Annotated in this window: 13 protein-coding genes; 8 read left to right on the top strand and 5 right to left on the bottom strand. The window is 70.2% G+C overall.

Annotated features, from left to right (window positions below; genetic code table 11):
* From ACIQFU_RS08480 to ACIQFU_RS08470, 3 genes are all read left to right on the top strand, one after another.
* Positions 1-244, top strand: a 244-nt coding sequence (locus ACIQFU_RS08480) for an SDR family oxidoreductase (protein WP_402550010.1), incomplete at its 5' end; no start/stop codon positions are given.
* 744 nt (positions 245-988) lie between these two features.
* Entirely contained in the window at positions 989-1,330 is a 342-nt protein-coding gene (locus ACIQFU_RS08475) for an ArsR/SmtB family transcription factor (protein WP_402550009.1), read from the top strand.
* Positions 1,327-3,045 carry a SulP family inorganic anion transporter gene (locus ACIQFU_RS08470; protein ID WP_402550008.1) on the top strand — a complete coding sequence of 573 codons (1,719 nt, stop codon included), beginning with the start codon at positions 1,327-1,329 and terminating at the stop codon, positions 3,043-3,045. The genes ACIQFU_RS08475 and ACIQFU_RS08470 overlap by 4 nt, the downstream gene beginning before the upstream one ends.
* On the opposite strand, the gene ACIQFU_RS08465 is transcribed toward ACIQFU_RS08470, so the two are convergent.
* The 4 genes from ACIQFU_RS08465 to ACIQFU_RS08450 all read right to left on the bottom strand — a co-directional run bounded on the left by ACIQFU_RS08465 (position 3,046) and on the right by ACIQFU_RS08450 (position 5,815).
* Positions 3,046-3,501, bottom strand: coding sequence for a universal stress protein (locus ACIQFU_RS08465; protein WP_402550006.1), 456 nt, complete (start codon positions 3,499-3,501; stop codon positions 3,046-3,048).
* Positions 3,449-3,874, bottom strand: a complete 426-nt coding sequence (locus ACIQFU_RS08460) for a universal stress protein (RefSeq protein ID WP_402550043.1) — start codon at positions 3,872-3,874, stop codon at positions 3,449-3,451. The genes ACIQFU_RS08465 and ACIQFU_RS08460 overlap by 53 nt, the downstream gene beginning before the upstream one ends.
* 305 nt (positions 3,875-4,179) lie before the next feature.
* The gene (locus ACIQFU_RS08455; RefSeq protein ID WP_402550005.1) at positions 4,180-4,887 is read right to left on the bottom strand and encodes a helix-turn-helix transcriptional regulator; all 708 of its coding nucleotides are present in this window, start codon (positions 4,885-4,887) and stop codon (positions 4,180-4,182) included.
* A 229-nt stretch (positions 4,888-5,116) separates the two neighbouring features.
* A complete protein-coding gene (locus ACIQFU_RS08450) occupies positions 5,117-5,815 on the bottom strand; it encodes a DUF2249 domain-containing protein (RefSeq protein ID WP_402550004.1) in 699 nt (232 codons plus the stop codon).
* A gap of 230 nt (positions 5,816-6,045) precedes the next feature.
* On the opposite strand from ACIQFU_RS08450, the gene fdxA reads away from it, so the two are divergent.
* From fdxA to ACIQFU_RS08435, 3 genes are all read left to right on the top strand, one after another.
* Entirely contained in the window at positions 6,046-6,366 is a 321-nt protein-coding gene (gene fdxA, locus ACIQFU_RS08445; protein ID WP_402550003.1) for a ferredoxin, read from the top strand.
* 96 nt (positions 6,367-6,462) lie between these two features.
* A complete protein-coding gene (locus ACIQFU_RS08440; RefSeq protein WP_402550002.1) occupies positions 6,463-6,684 on the top strand; it encodes a hypothetical protein in 222 nt (73 codons plus the stop codon).
* A 156-nt stretch (positions 6,685-6,840) separates the two neighbouring features.
* Positions 6,841-7,401, top strand: a complete 561-nt coding sequence (locus tag ACIQFU_RS08435; protein ID WP_402550000.1) for a GrpB family protein — start codon at positions 6,841-6,843, stop codon at positions 7,399-7,401.
* A 241-nt stretch (positions 7,402-7,642) separates the two neighbouring features.
* On the opposite strand, the gene ACIQFU_RS08430 is transcribed toward ACIQFU_RS08435, so the two are convergent.
* A complete protein-coding gene (locus ACIQFU_RS08430) occupies positions 7,643-7,840 on the bottom strand; it encodes a hypothetical protein (RefSeq protein WP_402549999.1) in 198 nt (65 codons plus the stop codon).
* A gap of 128 nt (positions 7,841-7,968) precedes the next feature.
* Between ACIQFU_RS08430 and ACIQFU_RS08425 the strand changes: the two genes are divergently transcribed.
* Together ACIQFU_RS08425 and ACIQFU_RS08420 are read left to right on the top strand one after the other, a co-directional pair.
* Positions 7,969-10,749 carry a hypothetical protein gene (locus ACIQFU_RS08425; RefSeq protein ID WP_402549998.1) on the top strand — a complete coding sequence of 927 codons (2,781 nt, stop codon included), beginning with the start codon at positions 7,969-7,971 and terminating at the stop codon, positions 10,747-10,749.
* Positions 10,750-10,839: 90 nt separating this feature from the next.
* Entirely contained in the window at positions 10,840-11,844 is a 1,005-nt protein-coding gene (locus tag ACIQFU_RS08420) for an MDR family NADP-dependent oxidoreductase (RefSeq protein ID WP_402549997.1), read from the top strand.
* Positions 11,845-11,855: the final 11 nt, after the last annotated feature.

Below are 11,855 nucleotides of genomic sequence, written 5' to 3'. Positions count from 1 at the left end.
CACCCAACAGCACACCACCACCATCCGCATCAACACCCCCTGCCCCAGCACCAACACCCCAACGATCGACCCCATGATCAACAGCAGCGAACTCGACCACACTCAAGCCGAAACCGCCCAGGCCATCAACCGCCTCGGCACCGCCGACGAGATCACCCAAACCGTCCTGTGGCTGTGCAGCAACGGCGCCAGCTACATCACCGGCATCGCCCTACCCGTCGACGGCGGCTACACCGCCCAGTGACCCAACGCCGAACACAACCCACACCCCGAACCCACCCCACAACGAAACACACGGGGCCGCGGAACAAGCCCGAACACCCACACCTGAGCACCCCACAACACCACAGACAGCGCCCACGAACCCACCAAACCACACCGACACACCAACCACCCCCAGGCCAGACCACCACACCGCCCACACAGCAAAATCCACCAACCACCCAACACCCTCAAACCCAGCCAGACACCCACCACCCCACCAACTCCCGCTCCGGCAGGCCATCCACACTCAGCACACTGATTCGCACAACCCCAAAAGACCGGACAGGCGCAGGCTCAGGGCAGCAGTCACGTAACGCCAGGACCAGATCACCTACCCACAGGTTCAACCGGTCGGGATACATCCCGACCGACCCAGCCCATGGAGGCGGCACCGGTACAGGAACGTCAGTGTGGCTCCTTTCGCGGCAGGTATTCGGCGGCTTCCACGCACGCCATGTCGTCCGCTTCGCATCCGGTCCGACGCACGGCTCGCCGTCGCCGGCCAGGCGCCCCGTCCCCGGGAGGCGAACACGGAGGCTGAGGTACTGAGGCGTGTTACCCGCGCACCGCTTCCCCCGACCCGCCTGAGGTCCACCTCCAAGTACTTTACGAATTGCTAAATTGCGCAATTCGTTAGATGCTGTGGTGGCCGCGTCGGGTGTGTCTGGCATGTGCTGCGCCTGCCCCTGTGAGGTGGGATCTTCGTAGAGGAAGCCGAGGAGTCGTGTCCGTTCCGCTGTACCAGGCCAAGGCCGATTTCTTCCGGATGCTGGGGAATCCTGTCCGGATACGAGTACTGGAGCTGCTCCAGGACGGGCCAATGCCGGTGCGGGGCCTGCTGGCCGCCATCTCGGTGGAGCCCTCCAGTTTGTCGCAGCATCTGGCGGCGCTGCGACGCTCCGGGATCGTGCGTTCGTCCCGCGAGGGTTCGACGGTTGTCTACACCCTGGCCGGCGGGGACGTCACCGACTTGATGATGGCCGCGCGGCGGATCCTGACCGAGGTGCTTGCCGGGCAGAATGAGCTGCTGGCCGAGCTGCGGGAGTCCGAGGCCGCCGCGCGATGACCAAGGCGTCCAGCCGGGCCTGGGCCCGGATCACTTCGCTCCTGCCCACACGTGCCGACCTCGCAGAGGCACGTCGCGACCCACGCCGCGACCTGCTGGCCGGGCTCACCGTGGCCGTCGTGGCGCTGCCTCTCGCGCTCGGCTTCGGCGTCTCTTCGGGTCTCGGCGCGGAGGCGGGCCTGGCGACCGCAGTGGTCGCCGGGGCGCTCGCCGCCGTGTTCGGTGGATCAAACTTTCAAGTGTCCGGGCCGACCGGAGCCATGACCGTGGTCCTCGTCCCCATCGTCGGCCAGTACGGGCCGAGGGGCGTGCTGACGGTCGGGCTGATGGCGGGCGTCATGCTCGCTGCCCTGGCCGCGCTGAGGGCCGGCCGCTACATGCAGTACGTACCCGCCCCGGTCGTCGAGGGCTTCACCCTCGGCATCGCCTGTGTGATCGGCTTGCAGCAGATCCCGAACGCTCTCGGCGTGCCCAAGCCCCAGGGCGACCGGGTGCTCGTCGCCACCTGGCGCGCGATCGAGGAGTTCGCGAAGAATCCGAACTGGACCGCTGTCGGTTTCGCCGTCGCCGTGGCCGCGGTCATGCTGGCCGGCGCCCGCTGGCGACCGACCGTCCCCTTCTCGATTCTCGCGGTGATCGCGGCCACGCTCGTGGCGCAGGCAGCCCACCTGGACTCGGCGCAGTCCATCGGCGCCCTGCCCTCCGGACTGACCGCTCCCGCCCTCTCTTTCCTGGAGCCCGGCTCGTTGGGCTCCCTGCTTGCCCCGGCGGTGGCGGTCGCCGCCCTGGCCGCCCTGGAGTCACTGCTGTCCGCGTCGGTCGCCGACAGCATGACGGTGGGGCAGAAGCACAACCCCGACCGCGAACTGTTCGGCCAGGGCCTGGCGAACATCGCCGCCCCGCTGTTCGGCGGCGTCCCTGCGACCGGCGCCATCGCGCGCACCGCGGTCAATGTCCGCACCGGCGCGAGTTCGCGCCTCGCCGCCCTCACGCATGCCGCGGTCCTTGCCGTGATCGTCTTCGCCGCCGCGCCTCTGGTCTCGAAGATCCCCCTCTCCGCGCTGGCCGGCGTCCTGCTGGCCACCGCGGTCCGGATGGTGGAGGTGGGCTCGCTCAGGGCGATGGCGAAGGCCACTCGATCCGACGCACTCATCCTCGTCCTCACCGCCGTCGCCACGCTCGCCCTGGACCTCGTCTATGCGGTGATCATCGGTTTGGCCGTGGCCGGTGTCCTCGCGCTGCGCGCGGTTGCCAAGCAGGCCCGCTTCGACCAGGTCCCGCTCGAGCGGGGTGACCACAGTGCGGAGGAGCACACGCTGCTGGCCGAGCACATCGTCGTCTACCGCATCGACGGGCCGCTGTTCTTCGCCGCCGCACACCGCTTCCTGCTGGAGCTGACCGAGATCGCCGACGTCCGCGTCGTCGTCCTGCGCATGTCCCGCGTGTCGATGGTGGACGCCACCGGCGCCCTGGTCCTCAAGAACGCGGCCGAGAAGCTGAAGCTGCGCGGCATCGTCGTCATGACCTCAGGGCTCCGACCTGGCCAGCGCCAGGTCCTGGACTCGGTCGGCGCACTCGATCTGCTCCGCCTGCAAGGCCTGGAGCACGCCACCACCCCCGAGGCAATCCGGGCCGCCCGCGACTACCTGGAGACGGCCGGTGTCCTGCCCGCCGCACCCGCGGGCCCGGTTGGAGCCCGGGGCGGTTCCCAATGATCAGAGGCTTGCCCAGCTCCCCGGACAATCGCTGCCCTCACGGTGCCTACTCCTTCGGCCAATTGCGTCAGTCGTGGGGACGACGGCGACAGGGGTGGTGGCGTGGTGCATGACCGCATCGGCGACGGCGCCGTTGTGCACGCCGAACGCGCTGCGGCGGCCGACGACGACAAGAGAGGTATCGCGGGCCGCGTCGATGAGGTACTCGCAGGGACTGCCGGGCCGGCAAGCCTCGGTCACCTCGACGTCCGGGTACTTCTCCCGCCAGGGCAGCAGTGCCTCGGCCTGGGAGCGGGCCAGTTGCTCGCGCGGGTCGCATCCGGCGGCGAGGCCGTGAGTGTAGGAAGACGGCAGGTCCCAGGCCCGCAGGACGGCCAGTGGGGCCCCACGGCGCCGCGACTCCTCAGAGGCGAAGGAGAGGACGGTCTCGCCGGGGCGGCCGGTGTCCAGTCCCACGACCACGGATCGGAAGCCCCTGGCGGCGCACGGGACGCCTACCGGGTCCTCGAGGTGTTTGCCGGCAGCCTGCTCTCCTGCCCGGCCAGGACCATCGGCGCCCCGACGCGGCAATCACAGACTGACCGACAGACCCGACCACGAAGCCCGCGAGCCCGCTCAAGGCGCGCGAGCCCAGCACCAGCAGTCCCACGCCACGGGCAACGGCGAGCAGGACACCGGCCGGGATCCCGGCCGCCTGCTCGGTGATCACCTCGACCCCGGGATGCCGCACCCTCAAGACCTCGGCCGCATCCCGGCGAATCCGCTCGGTCCAGCGCTGGAGTGTCTCAGCACCGAGGAACGGAGCCCGGGCCTCGGGTGCCGGCCGCACCGGCTGCCAAACGCGGAACACGTCCTACCGGCACGTGGCGCAGCGCGGCCTCGCGGGCCGCCCACCCTGTGTTCCCTCCTCAGCACCACCTCGGACAGCCTCACAGGGCAGGGGCCAGTTGTCCCAGGACGAGACCGACGGTCCCCGCCCACAGACCATCGGACCGGGCCCTTGGACCAGACCCGACCCATCAACCGTGCTCAACACAACCACCGAGCTCGGGGCACACCTCGACCGCACTCCGCGCTGTCCGCCACGTCCGGAGTGCACCGCGTGACGTGTTGTGCTGTCAACGCGGCGCGTGCTCAGTCCGCATCGTCTTCGGGACCGTCCGTACGGGCCAGGTGGGCCACGCACAGAGAGGGGGCGACGAACGGCTCCAGCCGGTCGACCCGGAGCGGCGCGCGTACTTCCTTCAGGGCACCTCTCATGATGCCCAGATGGAGGGAGCAGACGATGTCCCGATGCCCCTCTGCAAGTTCCAGGAACGGGCAATGGCGCAGCGGGATCACGGGGGCCGTCCCGCCGTCCACGGGACCGGGAGCGAATCCGGCATCCTCAAGAACACGGGACAGCCGGATCACCGACTCCTCAGCAGTGACGTGCTGGGCGGGAGACGGGGTGTCGGCGAGGTAGCGTCCCCACGCCTCCCCTGTAGTGGCTGCGGCCTGCGCAGGGTGCTCCAGGGATTCCGCCGCAAGACCCGTCAGCATGTGGGCAAGCAATTGGTAACTTCGGCGATCCGCGGGGGTGCGGGTTGCCGTAGCGCAATACACGGCCCGAGGTCTGCCAGGACGGCCGAGTGCCTCGTTGCTGCGTTCGGCAAGGCCCTCGCCGACCAGTGTGTCCAGGTGGAAACGCACCGTGTTGGCGTGCAGGCCGGTCTGCTCGGCGATCTCCCGCACACCTACGGTGCCGGAAGCGGAGCGCAGGATGTCCAGGACATGGCCCCGGCTTTCCCCAGTGGCGCCTGCGTCCGGCCCAGCCGGATCGTGCAACGTCGACTCAGTCATCTGTTCAATTTTACCCAGTATGTGTAGTAGAAACGAACGGATTCATTTTGATCCCGTGTGCAGTTCGTCGCTTCCCCTGCGGCAATCGCATCGGGTTGGCATCGGGCTGCCGGCCGGACTCGCCAGCTTCCACAGGACACCGGTTCGCTCGGGAGTCCTGGTGGGGGCCAGCGCGTCGCACAAGAGACGGGCCGTGGTCGTCTCGTCCGTTGGTTCAGGCGCCCGTTCCTCAGACGCTCTTGGTCACCCGCGTGATGCGGACCTGCCACTGCTCCGGCCCCGACTCGACATACTCCCAGGCGAACGCGCCGGGGTGGGCCGCCTCGAACTCACGGCGCAGCGGCTTGGGGGCGTGGTTGTTGACGAGCACGAAGGACTCCCCCTCCGCAAGGCGGGCGAAGCGGGTGAAGATGCGGGGGTGACGGCGGCCGTGCAGGATCTCGCGAACGTCGACAACCGTCGAATCCTGCAGTTCGCCGCCGTTCAGGACAGTGGTGAAGTCTTCGGCGAGCGCGGGCAGATCGACGCCCGGCAGGGCCCGCAGCGCGGGCAGCAAGACGTTGCGCTCCGCGCTCAGGAGGAGTGTGAGCCCTCCCGTGAGTGTGCGGCTCGCGTCGGCTCGCCCGGGTTCGTTCCCCGCTGCGGTCAGGGCGTCGATCTGGTCGCCGACCGTCTTGGCCTCGGCGCGCAGTGCGCGGACCAGCAGCCGGGTCTCGGCTGCGCCGGACGCTGCGGCGTACAGCGTCAGGTCGGTGGCCGCCAGGCAACGGTACAGCCGCTCGGCGAACCGGGTGGCGGACTCCTCGTGGGCCGCCGGTACCGCTTCGAGCTGCCCCAGTAGTTGCGCATGGGCTTGTTCGATCACAGCCTGCGCCTTCATGTCCGGGTCCGTGTCGGTTGCCTGGATGAATACCTCAGCGGGTGACATGCGGTTGCTCCTTCTCGCTTCCGGCGTGGCAAGGTCAGCACTGGGCAGATTATTACATGCGCCGTCGTAAAAATTGTGGAGTCGGAGTGCCTCGGCACCTTCGCCTCGTCAACTCGCAGCACAGACGTACTCCCGGGCACCTTGCCCCTAGGGAGTGACACCATTTATTACATGTACCATTCGTAAAAACCTGGCACTCGGCGCGGTCGTCAATGAGAGGAGGTGGGGAGATGACCTATGTGATCGCCCAACCGTGTGTGGATGTGAAGGACAGGGCTTGTGTCGACGAGTGCCCGGTGGACTGCATCTACGAGGGGCGGCGCTCCTTGTACATCCACCCCGACGAATGCGTGGACTGCGGGGCCTGTGAGCCCGTCTGCCCGGTCGAGGCGATCTTCTACGAGGAGGACGTGCCGGCGCAGTGGCACGCATACACGCGGGCCAATGCCGAGTTCTTCGACTCCCTCGGAGCACCCGGCGGCGCCACCAAGCTCGGGCCTGTCGAGCAGGACCACCCGGTGGTCGCCGCTCTCCCACCCGTGGAGGGCTGACAGCGCTGATCGCTCTCATGCCTGTAGATCAACCTGGCGGCGAGCCCTCATCTGTGGCGGGACATCGAGCAGGGGCTGTGCCGCTCCAGGTGGCTGGTGGTGATGGCGGGCCGGTCCGCCGCCGCCTCTCCGTGGGTGCGCCAGGAGATCGACTGGTGGCTCACCCACCGGTCGGCGGACACCCAGCGCCTCGCGTTGACCGACGGCACCCTGGTCCGGGACCGCGAGCGGGCGTCGTTCGACTGGTCACGGTCCTCACCGTGCTGCTCCTGCTCGCCGGGTCTGTCCGCCGCCATACATGGCCACGCCACGCGGTAGAGTCGGCCTCTTCCGGTTCGAGTGGGAACGTGCCGCCGCTCTCGGCGCGACGTCCCGATCCGTTGAGCCCGCGTGACGAGGGCGGGACTCGACGATGCCGCCAACCGCAGCCCTGTCGATCGCGGTGGTGAACTGGCGCAAGAGAAGGATGTGTTGATGACGAACAGCAACAAGCCTCGTCGGCCGGACGTCACGACGGTCGAGATCATCGGTGGTGCGGAAGCCCTCGACGTCGGCCTTCACAGCCATGACGCCCGGTGGGCGGAGATCTATCGGCATCACCGGCGTCGGATCCTTGACGCGCTGGCGGCCGTTGACATCGACGTCGAGCACATTGGATCGACCTCGGTTCCGGGCCTCGCCGCCAAGCCCATTGTTGACATCGTCGTCGCGGTCGCCGACATCACGGCGGAGGAGGACTACCTGGACCGGCTGTTGACCGCCGGTTACGAACTGCGCGTTCGCGAGCCGGGACATCGGCTCGTGCGCACGCCGACTCGTGATGTTCACGTGCACGTATACGAACGCGGCGACGCAGCGGTGCACGAGTACCTTCTCCTCCGTGACCACTTGCGCACCCATGCGGACGATCGCGCTCTGTACGAGAGCGTCAAACGCACTCTGCTCAGCCAGCAGTGGAACGACATGAACGACTACGCCGACGCCAAGAGCGACGTCATCCGCGCGATCAAGGCCCGAGCCAGGGGAGCTCGTTGAGGACACGGGGTGGCCGATGGCCTGGCAGCGATCGATGCCTCCGGGCAGCGGGCAGGGCAGGGTACTCACCACACCAAGGGGCGCCCACCGGCCCCCGTCGAAGCTTCGCCGTCGTCTTCGTGTTCGAGGTGGCCGACCAGGACGTGGCCCATCACTGCACGGGTGGCGTGGCGCACTGACGCCACCCGGGGGCCGCCCTCGACACGGCGCTGCCTGCGGCCGCATGAGGTGCCGGCTGGTGTCATCGGAGCACGGAGGTCATGGCTGTGGTGATCGCGCAGGCAAGGGTCACGGTCGCGGCGAACACGAATGCTGCGGTCCCGACGGCGGCTGGAATCGTCGATCCGTCCCTGCGGGTGAGGACTGCGGCCACGGTGGCGACCAGCGCCGCCAAGGTGAACACGAGCGCGGTGGCGAGCAGGACGAGGACGACGGTCACGGCGGGCTCCTCCGGGTCGAAGACTGCTGACGCGCCTGTTGTCTCGCATTCGGTGTTCGTCGGGGTCCGTGTCGGGCGAAGATGAACATCGGTGAACACTCGCGTTCCGAGGGCGGGGAGGGAGACGGGTGGAGGGCCGACGGACGGCGGCCGAGCACGCCTCGGCGCTGCTGCGACGTCGACTTGAGGACGCTGTGGCAGGGACGGGGCTCAGCCGCACCCAGTTGATCGCCAGATCGGGGCTGGCGCGTACGACGGTGTACGACGCCCTGCGGAGGAATGGGCCGGTGCCGTCGGCGCACACGGTGGCCGCACTGGCGCAGGCGTTGAAGCTGCCCGTCGGCGAGTTGCTGGAGCTGCGACGAGCGGCCGAGCTCGTCGGGGCGTCGAGGGAAGACGAACCGGGGCCGGGGAGACCGCTGTCCACGTGGGATCCACACGATCTGGAGGTGCATCCCGCCGGTGTCGTCCCGGCCGGTGACGCCGGGTGTGCGCAGGGGCGTCGCAAGCTGCCGGGGTACGTGTTCCGACCGCACGACCAGGTGCTGGCCGAGGCCGTGCGCGATGCTGCCTCGGGGCGTAGCCGGATGGTGGTCCTGGTCGGCACCTCGTCCACGGGCAAGACGCGGGCGTGCTGGGAAGCGGTCCAGTCGCTGGCCGCTTCGGGCTGGAGACTGTGGCATCCCTTCGATCCCGGCCGAGTGGAGGCAGCACTCGGCGAGCTGCATCTGGTCCGGCCGCGGACGGTGGTGTGGCTCAACGAGGCCCAGCACTACCTGGGCGATCCCGTGCATGGCGAGCGCGTCGCGGCGGCCGTGCACGGCCTGCTCAGCGCCCCGGAGCGAGCGCCGATCCTGGTCCTGGGAACGCTGTGGCCGGAGTACGCCGATCGGTACACGGCGCTGCCCGCGCCCCGGGCGCCGGATCCTCACAGCCGCGTCCGCGAGCTGCTCACCGCCGATCGCCGCGTCGCCGTGCCCGACGCGTTCGACGACTCGGCGCTGGCCGCGGCGGAGGCGCTGGCGGAGGCCGGTGACGCGCTGCTCGTCGATGCCTTGCCCCGTGTCGCCGGACATGGCCGGGTGGCCCAGGACCTGGCCGGTGCCCCTGAACTTCTGCGACGGTACGAGGACGGTTCTCCGGGCGCCAGGGCGCTCCTCGATGCGGCGATGGATGCCCGGCGTCTGGGCGTCGGCCCGGGGCTGCCCCAGAGCTTCCTGACCGACGCCGCCGTCGGCTACTTGTCCGAAGCGGATTTCCAGCAGCTCGGTGAGGACTGGGTGGAGGTGGCGTACGCCGAGCTCGCTCGGCCGGTCCATGGCAAACAGGCACCTCTGAGGCGAGTCCGTCATCGCCCGGCGCACCGCCCGCCCCATGCCTCGCCGCAGACCGACCCTCCACACGCACCCACGGCAGGTCCCGAGTTCCGACTCGCCGACTACCTTGAGCAGCACGGCCGGGCGGTCCGCAGAACCGCGTGCCCACCGGCTTCGTTCTGGCACTCCGCTCACGCCCACCTGGGCCGTGCGGACGAGCTGACGAGCCTGGGGCAGGCGGCGCAGGCGCGTCACCGTCTGGAGTGGGCCTACCACCTCTACCGACACGCGGCGGCGAACCGGCCCTTGGCCCTGCTTCTGTCCGACATCGCCGAATGGCGGGAGCAGGCCGGGGACCGGCAAGGCGCCGAGACCCTGGCGCGACGGGCCGCCGAGCTGGGCGCCCCGGGCGCGCTGCTCGCGCTGGCGGGCCGACGAGAGCGGGCAGGAGACCTCGATGCGGCGGAGTCCCTCGCGCGAGAGGCACACCACGCGGGAAGTGTCTCCGCCCTGGAACGACTGGCCGGGCTGCGGGAACGGGCCGGGGACCGCGCGGGTGCGACGGGCTTCGCGTGCCGAGCCGCGGACGCGTCCCTGTTCACGGCTGTCGCACGACTCGCTTCGACACGACGCCACGGCGCGGACGTCGAGGGCGCCGAGGTCCTGCTGAGAAAGGCTGCTCGGACCGGCGTGCCTTTCGCACTGCTCGAGTTGGCCGAGTCGAGGGAGCGGGCGGGAGACAAGGAGAGCGCCGAGGACCTGGCACGTCGGGCCGCCGCCTTCGGCGATGTGTCCGTACTGAGCCGGTTGGCCGAACTGCGCGAACGAGACGGGCACCCGGAGCAGGCCGAAGCCCTCCTGCGGCAGGCAGCCGGTGACCACCCGGCCGCCGGAGCCGTTCGGCTGGCCGAGCTGCGCGAGTCGGCCGGGGACCTGGACGGAGCGGAAGCACTTCTGCGACGGGCGGCCGACGCGGGCGACATCCGGGCGCTGAGCCGGCTGGTGCTCATGTTGGAGGAGCGCGACCAGCCCCGGGCCGCCGAAGACCTGGCCCTGCGGGCAGCGGCGGCTGGCGATCCCGAGGCGACGGTGCGCCTGACCCACCAGCGGGAACGGGCCGGCGACCGGGAGGGGGCGGACACACTTGCGCGCTGGGCTGCCGCGGCAGGCGCGTCGGACGCTGCGGACTGGCTGGCCGGTCTGCGCAGGCGTTCCGGGGAGGTCGGCACTCACCATGCGCCACAGCGGGCGTCCCGGACGGGAGAGGACGCCGTGAGTCCGTCGCCCAGCGTGCCCCGCACGGACGTGACTTCGGCAGAGGATCCATACGTCCTGGTCGGCCTGGCTCAGGCGGAGGAAGACGCCGGTCATGGAGCACGCGCGGAGGAGCTCATTCGGCAGGCCGCCGGCATGGGCCTGTCCATCGCCCTGGTCTGGCTCGCCGACTGGCGGGCCGGGGCCGGAGACCGAGAGGGGGCCGAGGCGCTCCTCGGGGACGCCGCGAACGCCGGTGCGAGTCTGTCGCCTCTGGCCACCTCCCTGTGGCCGCACGGCCTCGACGCCGATGGAACGCCGTCGGCCCCATGGCTGTGACTCCCGAGGTCGCCCGGCCGCAGGGCGGATCGCGGCTCGGCGGGCGCGGGGCTTGCCCCTGACCCGTGGGGCAGCGTTTAGCGTCCGGGCATGAACTCGACGCATCGTCTCGTCCGCCTGGATCGGCGCCCCGACGGGCTGCCGACCGCGGGCGACTTCGCCCTGGTGGAGGCGCCTGTCCCCCGCCCCGGGGGCGGCCAGGTACTCGTCCGCAACACCCACTTCCTCGTCTTCCCCGGCTTGCGCACCCTCATGGGCGGTGAGACTCGCGATGTCCCCCTGCCGCCGTTGCGGCCGGGCGATCTGCTGTTCGGCCCCGCGGTCGGCGAGGTGCTCGACGGGCCGCTGGAGAAGGGACGGCTGGTACTGCACCTGCAGGGCTGGCGTGAGTACGCGGCCCCTGATGCCGCCGAGTGCCGGTTGCTGGACGGCACCCTGCCCGACCCGGTGGCCCACCTCGCGCAGGGTGCCGCGGCGTACGGCGCGCTGACCCGGCTGGCCCGGGTACAGCGGGGCGACACCGTGTTCGTGACCGGTGCCGCGGGAGCCGTGGGCACCATGGCGGGCCAGATCGCCCGGTTGCTGGGTGCCGCCCGGGTCATCGGCAGTACCGGCTCTCCGGACAAGGCTCGGCGGCTGGTGGGTGAACTCGGGTACGACGCCACCGTGCTGCGCGCGACCGTGGACCCGATCGGCGGGCAACTCGCCGAGGTGGCGCCTGGCGGCATCGACGTCGTCGTCGACACCGTGGGCGGCGAGCAGTTGACGGCCGCCGTCCACACGGCGAACCGGGGCGCCCGCTTCGCCCTGGTGGGCGCGCTGGACGGTCAGCTGTCGCCGCACCGGGCGGGAGGCAGTGCCCCGACCGTGCTCGACACGTACCGGTTGCTGACCCGGGGCATCACGATCGCCGGGTACAGCGGTGTGGACCACCCGGACGTGGAGGCGGAGTGGGAGGGCCGCTTCGGGCAGTGGCTGCGCGGGGGTGACATCAGTTTTCCGCACACTCTGGTCCATGGAATTGAACATGCCCCGGGGGCGTTGCCCGAACTGATCGCAGGCGGCTCCTTCGGGGCGGCCGTCGTCGAGTTGTAGGACGGGGCGGA

Source organism: Streptomyces sp. NPDC093065 (assembly GCF_044754585.1).
In the GTDB taxonomy this organism is placed as follows: Bacteria; Actinomycetota; Actinomycetes; order Streptomycetales; family Streptomycetaceae; genus Streptomyces.
This window is presented reverse-complemented; position numbering and strand designations above follow the sequence as displayed.

Bases quoted from the DNA above. Each gene is read 5' to 3' on its own strand.
- ACIQFU_RS08470 (WP_402550008.1), top strand. From the start codon at position 1,327: ATGACCAAGGCGTCCAGCCGGGCCTGGGCCCGGATCACTTCGCTCCTG.
- ACIQFU_RS08455 (WP_402550005.1), bottom strand. From the start codon at position 4,887: ATGACTGAGTCGACGTTGCACGATCCGGCTGGGCCGGACGCAGGCGCC.
- ACIQFU_RS08450 (WP_402550004.1), bottom strand. From the start codon at position 5,815: ATGTCACCCGCTGAGGTATTCATCCAGGCAACCGACACGGACCCGGAC.
- fdxA (WP_402550003.1), top strand. From the start codon at position 6,046: ATGACCTATGTGATCGCCCAACCGTGTGTGGATGTGAAGGACAGGGCT.
- ACIQFU_RS08435 (WP_402550000.1), top strand. From the start codon at position 6,841: ATGACGAACAGCAACAAGCCTCGTCGGCCGGACGTCACGACGGTCGAG.
- ACIQFU_RS08420 (WP_402549997.1), top strand. From the start codon at position 10,840: ATGAACTCGACGCATCGTCTCGTCCGCCTGGATCGGCGCCCCGACGGG.